The sequence below is a fragment of the Holdemania filiformis DSM 12042 genome (assembly GCF_000157995.1).
GTDB lineage: Bacteria > Bacillota_I > Bacilli_A > Erysipelotrichales > Erysipelotrichaceae > Holdemania > Holdemania filiformis.
On record NZ_GG657562.1, the window covers coordinates 198,129 to 207,033 of the forward strand.

Sequence of the window (8,905 nt, forward strand, 5' to 3'; positions counted from 1 at the left end):
TCCGGTCAGCCAGCGGTGCTGAGCCGGATCGATCTGCTTGATGTCCAGCAGCACCAGATCCGTGACCGCAAGCAGAGAATCGAACTCTTCCGGATGGGACGGATCAAATAAAATCCCCGACGTATCCAGACATGTGTGAATTCCGGCCTGCTTCGCCGCCGCAAACAGCTCCGTGACAAATTTTAACTGGCCCAGCGGTTCCCCGCCGCTCACCGTGATTCCGCCGCCGCGGTAAAACGCTTCGTTGCGTTTGTATGTCTGAAGAATTTCCGCCGCGCTCATCGTCTGACCGCCCTCAGACCGCCAGGTATCAGGATTATGACAATACCGGCAGCGCATCGGACAGCCCTGGACAAACACAACCAGCCGGACGCCCGGCCCGTCGACGGTGCCGAAGCTTTCCAGCGAATGAATCCGTCCTTCGCTCATACGCCGTTAAATCTGTTCGTGGAAGGTCCGCGAAATGACTTCATCCTGCTGCGCCTTCGTCAGCTTGTTGAAGTTGACCGCATAACCGCTGACGCGCACGGTCAGCTGCGGATATTTTTCCGGATGCGCCTGAGCGTCCAGCAGCGTTTCCCGGTTGAAAACGTTGACGTTCAGATGATGTCCGCCCTTTTCGGCATAACCGTCCAAAAGTGATACCAGGTTGTCGATCTGTTGATCCATCGTACTCATATTCGTTTCCTCCTTTATTCTTCGTTCCGGTCCAGCCCCTCCATTAACGTCGGGGTCTTGCACGCGAGATTCTGTTTTTCACAATCCAGACAGCCCAGCGTTTCCACTTCTTTGACCAGGCTTTCTTCATTTTTATCAATCTTTTCCAGCTGAACGGCCGATCCTTCGACGCTGACGTTGACATGACCCACGCCGGCGGCGAAGGACCGGTCCAGCTGCGCGATCAAATCGTCGATCAGCTGTTCCTGCTTCATTGCTTATTCGTTGCTTTCTATTTCGTCCAGCTCCAGCTCGACTTCCAGATCGCCGCTGGTGATGATATCCTTACCGAGCGCGTTGGGAATGATGGAAAAGGTGTTGGAGATACCGTCCTGCGCGTCCGCGAACGGCAGCTTGGAAACCGAAGCCAGTGAAGCGACGGCGCCGTGGCTGTCGCGCTTGTGCATCGGATTGGCGCCCGGCGCGAACGGTTCGCCCTTCTTGCGGCCGTCCGGCGTGGAACCGGTGTTCTTGCCATAGACGACGTTGGAGGTGATCGTTAAGATTGAGGTTGTCGGAATACCTCCGCGGTAGGTGTGGTTGCCCTTGATGTAGGTCATGAAGGTATGGACGATCTCGCTGGCAATCGCATCGACGCGGTCGTCGTCATTGCCGTATTTCGGGAAGTCGCCCTCAACTTCATAATCAACGACAATGCCGCGTTCATCCCGGATCGCCTTGACCTTGGCATATTTGATCGCGGAGAGTGAATCGGCGACAACGGACAGACCCGCGATGCCGGTGGCGAACCAGCGCTTGACGTCCTTATCATGCAGCGCCATCTGCAGCTTTTCGTAACAATATTTATCGTGCATATAATGGATGATGTTCAGCGCGTTGACATAGACCTGCGCCAGCCACTTCATCATCTGCTTGTATTTGTGCATGACTTCGTCGTAATCCAGATATTCCGAAGTAATCGGCCGGTATTCCGGACCGACCTGCTTGCCGGAAATTTCATCGACACCGCCGTTGATCGCGTACAACAGGCACTTCGCCAGATTCGCGCGGGCGCCGAAGAACTGCATTTCCTTGCCGATGCGCATTGAGGAGACGCAGCAGGCGATCGTGTAATCGTCGCCATGGGTAACGCGCATCAGATCGTCGTTTTCATACTGGATCGACGAGGACTCGATCGAGGTTTTGGCGCAGAACCGCTTGAAGTTCTGCGGCAGCCGCGTCGACCACAGCACCGTCAAGTTCGGTTCCGGCGCCGTGCCCAGATTCTTTAAGGTATGGAGGTAGCGGAAGGAAGACTTGGTGACCAGATGCCGGCCGTCGATGCCGACCCCGCCGATCGATTCCGTGACCCAGGTCGGATCACCGGAGAACAATTCGTTGTATTCCGGGGTACGGGCAAACTTCACCAGCCGCAGCTTCATGATGAAATGATCGATGAATTCCTGGATTTCTTCCTCGGTGTATACGCCGTTGTCCAGGTCGCGCTGAGCGTAGATATCAATGAAGGTCGAGGTCCGGCCCAGCGACATCGCCGCACCGTTTTGTTCCTTAACGGCCGCCAGATAGCCGAAATACAGCCACTGGATCGCTTCCTTGGTATCCTTGGCCGGCCGGGAAATATCATAGCCGTAGATTTCACCGAGTTTTTTCAGCTCCTGTAACGCGCGGATCTGTTCCGACAGCTCCTCCCGTTCACGGATGACATTGGAATACATGATGACGCGCGTCGAATCCTTCTGATGCTGCTTATCTGCGATCAGGCGATCAACGCCGTACAGCGCGATCCGGCGGTAGTCGCCGACAATCCGGCCGCGGCCGTAAGCATCCGGCAGCCCGGTGATGACATGGCTGGAACGGCAGGCCCGCATCTCCGGGGTATAGGCGTCAAACACGCCCGCGTTGTGAGTTTTGCGGTGAATCGTAAAGAAATCAACAATTTCCGGATCGACTTCATAGCCGTTGTCCGAGCAGGCTTTCTGCGCCATGCGGATGCCGCCGTACGGCTGCAGGGAACGCTTGAATGGTTTGTCGGTCTGGAAGCCGACGATCTTTTCCAGATCCTTATTCAGATAACCCGGGCCGTGGGAAGTGATCGTCGAGATGATCTTGGTATCCATATCCAGGACGCCGCCGGCTTCGCGCTCCTGGCGGCTCAGCTCCATGACCTGATCCCACAGTTTCAGCGTGGCTTCCGTCGGCCCCGCCAGAAACGAATCGTCGCCGTCATACGGGGTGTAGTTCTTCTGGATGAAGTCGCGGACGTTGATCTCACGGGACCAGACGCCTTCAACAAATCCCTTGTAGCAGTCTTCCATAGTATCCTCCTATAATTCCTTGGTTTGATAGCTTTCCTGTCGCAGGGGACAAGACCGTTTTATTTTACCGTGTTTGAGAATAAAAAAACAGAGGTCGGAAACATCATTTTCCATTGTAATCGGTTACAAATGTAAAACTTTTGTTAGTTTTTTCTAACACCGATAGAATATCCAATTTAAACTTCACTGTCAAGCAAGACTCTCTGGTGAACGAGCTCTTTTTTTTACTCTTTTTCAAGACAATTTAATCTTGTTTTCCCTGCCCTTTCCACAAGCCTTCTGTCATGGTTTGTCAGTCTGATTCCGGTGTTCATTCCGTTAGAGTTTCTTCCTGTGGTTTCCTCTTCTTTATTATTCAAGATACGACGCTCCACCGGCTGTCCTTAGAATAAGATTCTTAACGAAGACCGGCAATCCTTGTCAGGTTTCACCGCACACCTTGAATCCGGGCCGGCGGTTATGCTATGATGAAACGCATAAAGGAAGACGACAGAATGACGAAAATAACGATGAAGGAAATCGCCGAGTTTGCGGGCGTGGGCAAAAGCACGGTGTCCCGCTACTTCAACGGCGGTTATGTCAAGGAAGAAACGCGGCTGCGGATTGAAGCGGTCTGCCGGGAATATCACTATCAGCCCAATTCCGTTGCGAAGACGCTGAAAGCCCGCCATTCCTATCAGATCGGTGTGATCACGCCGTCGATCGATTCCCGCACCAGCGCACGGGTGCTGACGGCGCTGGACGAACAGCTGCGCTTATCAGGTTATACGCCGCTGCTGATCAACACGAATCATAACGAAATCCGCGAGTTGTCCAGCCTCGAAAGCTTCAGCCGGATGAACGTCGAAGGGATTATTTTATTAGCGACGCAAATCACGCCGGAACATGAACGGATCCTGCACAAGCTGCGTTTGCCGGTGATCGTGCTGGCCCAGGAGATGGCGGACGTCGTGACGATCACACTGAATGATTACGAAGCCGGCCGCGAGGTCGGACAGCGGATCGGGCAGACCCATCATCAAGCGGTCTGTCTGCTGGGCGTCAGCGAAACGGATAAAGCCGTCGGAATTACGCGCAAGCAGGGAATTCTGGACGGCTTGCAGGAAACCGGCGTTTCCTTGATTGATTTTCTGGAAACGGATTTCAGCTTTGAAACGACCCGTCAGGTTGTGCGGGAATACCTCAAAACCCACCGGCCGGATTGTTTGATCTGCGCCACGGATAATCTGGCGATGGCCGCGTTTAAGGAACTGCACAGCGCAGGGCTGCGGATTCCGCAGGACGTCTCGTTAGTGGGTTTCGGCGGATACGATGTCTCCGAAGTCCTGACCCCGGCGTTAACCACAGTGCGGTTTGACTATGAGCTGGAAGGCCGCACCGCCGCTGAGCTGATTCTGGAACTGATCGCGGGCAATCCGGTGGAATCCGTTAAGATTGGCTATACATTAATTGAAGGCGAAAGCGTTATCGAACGATAACGCTTTTTATCTCCGCTTTTTTCTGCAAGTCGAACCACAGCGAGTGGAAATTGGAAACCAACGATAAACAAAGCGAAAACAAGCGATAACAGTCAAAAATAAAGAAACTTCAAAAAATATGGGAACGATACCATATTTATGTTGACATTTCGCTCAGACCGTCTTATATTGAATATGGGAACGGTACCACAAGGAGGAAGAAACTATGAATTATCCATCGATCGCCGCTCAGATCGTCGCCGCTGTCGGCGGAAGGGAAAACCTGAGCAACGTCATGCACTGCGCGACCCGGCTGCGTTTAACCTGCCTGGACGAATCCAAAATCGACGCCGACACGATCGCCGAGCTTGAAGGCGTTAAAGGTGTCTTCAACGCCAAAGGGCAGTTTCAGATCATCTTCGGTTCCGGCACCGTTAATCAGGTGTGCGACGAGGTCTTAAAGCTGACTGGCGGCCAGCCTGTTCAGCCGCAGCCGAAAGCGGAAGCCGAAGGCAGCGTGATCAACCGCTTCATCAAGATGCTCAGCGATATCTTCGTGCCGATCATTCCGGCGATCGTCGCGGGCGGTCTGTTGATGGGCATCAATAATATCTTTACCGCCGAGGGTTTGTTTGTCAGCGGGAAAACGTTGATCGAATTATACCCGCAGTTTGCCGACTTAGCCGGTATGATCAATCTGTTTTCCAACGCCGCCTTTACCTTTCTGCCGGTGCTGATCGGCTTCAGCGCGACGAAGAAATTCGGCGGCAATCCTTACCTGGGCGCGGTCTTGGGCATGATCATGGTCCATCCGGAGCTGATGAACGCGTACAGCTACGGTACCGGCGCAGCTGTTCCGACCTGGAACCTGTTCGGTCTGTCGATCGAAGCGGTCGGCTACCAGGGCACGGTGCTGCCGGTTCTGGTGATGTCGTTTTTCCTCGCCAAGCTGGAAACCCGGCTGCATAAAATCACGCCGAGCTGGCTGGATAATCTGACGACGCCGTTAATTTCAATTCTCGTCTGCGGCTTTGTCACCTTCCTCGCGGTCGGGCCGGTCATGCGGACTGCCGGCAACCTGTTAGCCTACGGCATCTCGTGGCTGTATCATTCGCTCGGCTTTATCGGCGGCGGTCTGTTCGGCCTATTCTATGCCCCGATCGTCTTAACCGGCATGCACCACAGCTTCATCGCGATTGAAACGCAGCTGTTGGCGGAAGCCGCGGTCACCGGCGGCAGCTTCATCTTCGTCACGGCCTCCATGAACAACGTCGCGCAGGGTGCGGCCGTGCTGGCTGTTCTGGCGACAACCAAAGATGCCAAGTTAAAAAGCCTGTGCTCAGCTTCCGGCGTCAGCGCACTGCTGGGCATCACTGAACCGGCGATGTTCGGCATCAACCTGAAGCTGAAAACCCCGTTTTACGCGGCGATCATCGGCTCCGCCGTGGGTTCAGCCTACGTCGCTTTCCACCATGTCTTAGCCGTCGCGCTGGGCGCCGCGGGCCTGCCGGGCTTCATCTCAATCCGTCCGGCTGACTGGCTGCACTTTGCGATCGGTCTGGCGTTAAGCATGATCACCGCCTTCATCCTGACGCTGGTCTTCACGAAAAAACAACAAAATCCAAACTCGAAAACAAACTCGCAGGCAGACAAACGGAACGCGCTGCCGGCGGTTGACAACCAGACGCTCTTAGCTCCGGCTGCCGGTACGGTTAAACCGATCGAGCAGTCCACCGACGGAACGTTCAGCGAAAAGCTGATGGGCGACGGCTTCGTGGTTTTCCCAACCCGCGGAGAAGTCTGCGCACCGATCAACGGCACTGTGAAATTTATCTTTCCGACCAAACACGCAATCGGCCTGGTCAATGAGGACGGCGTGGAAATGTTGATCCACATGGGCATCAACACCGTCAGCTTAAACGGCGAACCGTTCACGATTCTCGTTCAGGAAGGCCAGAACGTCCGCGCCGGGGAACCGTTGGCAGCCATGAATCTGAAACAGATCGAAGACGCCGGCTGTTCCACGGAAATCTGCTGCATCTTCACCGCACCGACGCCATTTTCCTGGACCGCTGAGGGCGAAGTCGTGCAAACTCAGCCGATCATCAGCTTAGGAGAGAAACAATGACCGATTACCGCTTAACTTATCATCTGGCGCCCCGGCAGGGATGGTTGAACGATCCCAACGGGCTGTGCGTCCACAACGGAAAAATCCAGATCTATTATCAAGCGGATCCCGACAGCCTGACCGGCAGCTGCCGCAAGTGCTGGGGTCACTTCACGACGACTGATTTCCGCCATTATACCGACTGCGGTTTAGCGGTTGAGCCGGTAGAACGTTTTGAGTCGCACGGGGCCTATTCCGGCAGCGCACTTTCGCTGGACGGGCAGCTGCATCTCTTTTACACCGGCAACGTCAAGGAACCGGGCGATCATGATTACATCCGCTCCGGCCGCCAGCACAATACGATCCATGCCGTCAGTCAAGACGGGCTGCGCTTTGATCAGAAACAAGTCATTCTGACCAACGCCGATTATCCTGATTTCTGCTCGTGCCATGTCCGTGATCCGAAGGTCAATCCGACCGCCGACGGTTATGAAATGGTTCTGGGGGCACGCACACTGGACGACGAAGGCTGCGCCCTGCTTTACCGCAGCTGTGATTTACAACAATGGCAGCTGGATGCCGTGCTGCGTTCCGCGGCAAAAATGGGCTATATGTGGGAATGCCCGGATCTGCTTCATTTTGATCAGGCTGATGTGCTGCTCTGCTGCCCGCAGGGATTAGAGCGCCAAGGTTACCACTATGAAAATGTTTACGACAACGGCTATTTTATCCTCCATGGCGATGAAGCCCGCACATACCGCACGCTCGATCATGGCTTTGATTTTTACGCTCCGCAGACATTTTTGGATCCACAAGGCCGGCGGATCCTGATCGGCTGGCTCGGCTTGCCGGACACGGACTATACGATTCCGACAAAAACATGGATGCATGCGCTGACCTTACCGCGCGAGCTGCGCTTTGAAGATGGCCGGCTGAAGCAGCGGGTGATCGAAGAGCTGCGGCCCGGACCCGCGCTGACAGAAGCGGTCAAGCAGACGAAAGCGCCGGAAACCTTCGTTTTAAAAGCTTGTCCGCAAGGGGCGCTGACCTTGACGATCGACGGTCTGAAACTTGTTTATGAAAACGGCTTACTGACGCTGGATTGTTCGCAATGCGGTGCTGGCCGGACCCTGCGGCACGTCGAGCTGGACAAACTGGACGAGCTGGAATTGTATCTCGACGTTTCCAGCGTTGAAATTTTCATCAATGACGGCGAAGTCAGTCTGACCTCGCGGTGTTTCTTTGATGGTTCCGTCCGCAACGTCGCCGCCAGCTGCGACTTCACGCTGTACCAGGCGCCGCGAATTGAAATAGAAAGCAGGGAATCCGCATGAAAAAACTCATTGCGATCGGCGAAGCGCTGATCGACTTCATCCCCGCCCAGACCGGCCGGCTTCAGGACGTGACTTCGTTTGAGCCGCATGTCGGAGGCGCGCCGTGCAACGTCTGCGGCGCGTTTGCCCGCCTGGGCGGAACCAGTGCGATGATCACGCAGCCGGGGCAGGACGGCTTCGGCGATAAAATTGTCAGTGAATTAAAAACTTACGGTGTCGACACAGCGATGATCGAACGGACTTCCGAGGCCAATACCTCGCTGGCTTTCGTCGCTCTGCAAGCGGACGGCAACCGGGAATTCAGCTTCTACCGCAAACCCGGCGCGGATATGTTGATGCGGCCGGACCAGCTCCGGGAAGAAGGTTTCCGGGACTGCGGCTTCCTGCATTTCTGCAGCGTCAGCCTGGGTGATTTCCCAATGCGCCAGACCCATCGTCAGGCGATCGCTCTGGCCCGCAGGCAAGGCGCGCTGATCAGCTTCGACCCGAATATCCGCCTGCCCTTGTGGCCCAATGCTGAAGCCTGCCGGAAAGCGGTACGGGAATTTCTGCCGCAGGCGGAGATCATCAAGATTTCCGACGAAGAACTGGAATTCATCACCGGAACGACTGATCTGCAAGAAGCAAAAGCATTCCTGTTTACCGAGCGGACTCAGCTGGTGCTGTATACCTGCGGCAGCCGGGGCGCTTATGCGCTGACGCGCGGCGCGGAGATTTACGAACCTTCCTTATCCGTAGAAGCGCTGGACACAACCGGCGCGGGGGATGGTTTTATCGGTTCCTTCCTCTATCAATGCGCCCGCGATCACGTCGATGATCTGACCGCCTGTTCCCCAGAACAGCTGCGCCGCTATCTCCGGGCCAGCACCGCTTTCTGCGCTGCCAGCATCCAACAGAAAGGCGCAATTTCTTCCTATCCGACCCGACTGACGGAATAATTTCAAACTTTCCGATTTCTCCCGCTGATGCTTTGGTCAGCGCAACAACGAGCGCAGCCGCGCATCCTCCTCCCTT

Annotated in this window: 8 protein-coding genes; 4 read left to right on the forward strand and 4 right to left on the reverse strand. The window is 55.2% G+C overall.

The features are described from left to right. From HOLDEFILI_RS16795 to pflB, 4 genes are all read right to left on the reverse strand, one after another. Nucleotides 1-429: 4Fe-4S cluster-binding domain-containing protein (locus tag HOLDEFILI_RS16795; RefSeq protein WP_006061090.1), on the reverse strand; the 429-nt coding region annotated here is incomplete at its 3' end. Nucleotides 430-435: 6 nt separating this feature from the next. Next, complete coding sequence (gene grcA3, locus HOLDEFILI_RS16800) at nt 436-678, reverse strand: autonomous glycyl radical cofactor GrcA3 (protein ID WP_006061091.1); 243 nt, start codon at nt 676-678, stop codon at nt 436-438. Nucleotides 679-692: 14 nt separating this feature from the next. Then, a complete protein-coding gene (locus HOLDEFILI_RS16805; protein WP_006061092.1) occupies nt 693-932 on the reverse strand; it encodes a hypothetical protein in 240 nt (79 codons plus the stop codon). A 3-nt stretch (nt 933-935) separates the two neighbouring features. Next, complete coding sequence (gene pflB / locus HOLDEFILI_RS16810) at nt 936-2,993, reverse strand: formate C-acetyltransferase (RefSeq protein ID WP_006061093.1); 2,058 nt, start codon at nt 2,991-2,993, stop codon at nt 936-938. A 494-nt stretch (nt 2,994-3,487) separates the two neighbouring features. Between pflB and HOLDEFILI_RS16815 the strand changes: the two genes are divergently transcribed. The 4 genes from HOLDEFILI_RS16815 (at nt 3,488) to HOLDEFILI_RS16830 (ending at nt 8,829) form a co-directional block, all read left to right on the forward strand. Then, nucleotides 3,488-4,471 (forward strand): LacI family DNA-binding transcriptional regulator, encoded by a 984-nt coding sequence (locus tag HOLDEFILI_RS16815; protein WP_039865372.1) that lies wholly within the window; start codon nt 3,488-3,490, stop codon nt 4,469-4,471. A gap of 205 nt (nt 4,472-4,676) precedes the next feature. Then, nucleotides 4,677-6,578, forward strand: a complete 1,902-nt coding sequence (locus HOLDEFILI_RS16820; protein ID WP_006061096.1) for a sucrose-specific PTS transporter subunit IIBC — start codon at nt 4,677-4,679, stop codon at nt 6,576-6,578. Next, nucleotides 6,575-7,891 carry a glycoside hydrolase family 32 protein gene (locus tag HOLDEFILI_RS16825; protein ID WP_006061097.1) on the forward strand — a complete coding sequence of 439 codons (1,317 nt, stop codon included), beginning with the start codon at nt 6,575-6,577 and terminating at the stop codon, nt 7,889-7,891. Before HOLDEFILI_RS16820 ends, HOLDEFILI_RS16825 begins: the two co-directional genes overlap by 4 nt. Next, nucleotides 7,888-8,829 (forward strand): carbohydrate kinase family protein, encoded by a 942-nt coding sequence (locus HOLDEFILI_RS16830; protein ID WP_006061098.1) that lies wholly within the window; start codon nt 7,888-7,890, stop codon nt 8,827-8,829. The genes HOLDEFILI_RS16825 and HOLDEFILI_RS16830 overlap by 4 nt, the downstream gene beginning before the upstream one ends. Nucleotides 8,830-8,905: the final 76 nt, after the last annotated feature.

Excerpts from the sequence above, each read along its gene's own strand:
- HOLDEFILI_RS16830 (WP_006061098.1), top strand. The coding sequence starts at position 7,888 with ATGAAAAAACTCATTGCGATCGGCGAAGCGCTGATCGACTTCATCCCC.
- pflB (WP_006061093.1), bottom strand. The coding sequence starts at position 2,993 with ATGGAAGACTGCTACAAGGGATTTGTTGAAGGCGTCTGGTCCCGTGAG.
- HOLDEFILI_RS16815 (WP_039865372.1), top strand. The coding sequence starts at position 3,488 with ATGACGAAAATAACGATGAAGGAAATCGCCGAGTTTGCGGGCGTGGGC.
- grcA3 (WP_006061091.1), bottom strand. The coding sequence starts at position 678 with ATGAGTACGATGGATCAACAGATCGACAACCTGGTATCACTTTTGGAC.
- HOLDEFILI_RS16805 (WP_006061092.1), bottom strand. The coding sequence starts at position 932 with ATGAAGCAGGAACAGCTGATCGACGATTTGATCGCGCAGCTGGACCGG.
- HOLDEFILI_RS16825 (WP_006061097.1), top strand. The coding sequence starts at position 6,575 with ATGACCGATTACCGCTTAACTTATCATCTGGCGCCCCGGCAGGGATGG.
- HOLDEFILI_RS16820 (WP_006061096.1), top strand. The coding sequence starts at position 4,677 with ATGAATTATCCATCGATCGCCGCTCAGATCGTCGCCGCTGTCGGCGGA.